Source organism: Mycobacterium gordonae (genome assembly GCF_001417955.2).
GTDB classification, from domain to species: domain Bacteria; phylum Actinomycetota; class Actinomycetes; order Mycobacteriales; family Mycobacteriaceae; genus Mycobacterium; species Mycobacterium gordonae_B.
On the sequence record NZ_LKTM01000303.1, the window covers coordinates 1 to 353 of the forward strand.

Annotated in this window: 1 pseudogene; it reads left to right on the forward strand. The window is 62.3% G+C overall.

Going from position 1 to position 353, the window contains the following annotated elements:
• Positions 1-353 (forward strand): annotated as a pseudogene (locus tag AO501_RS38350) (hypothetical protein); the annotation flags it as partial.

Below are 353 nucleotides of genomic sequence, written 5' to 3' on the forward strand. Positions count from 1 at the left end.
CCCAACGCGGTTCCGGCCGGAATGCTCAACGACGGCACCGACAACGACGGCAAGTCGAACGCACCCAACGCCGTCCCCGCCGGAATCGACACCGACGGAATCGACAACGACGGCACCGACAACGACGGCAAATCAAAGGCACCCAACGCGGTTCCGGCCGGAATGTTCAGCGACGGAATCGTCAAAGACGGCACCGTCAAAGTCGGTAAGTCAAAGGCGCCCAACGCGGTTCCGGCCGGAATGTTCAGCGACGGAATCGTCAACGATGGCAAGTCGAACGCACCCAACGCCGTCCCCGCCGGAATCGACACCGACGGAATCGTCAACGACGGCACCGACAACACCGGCAAATC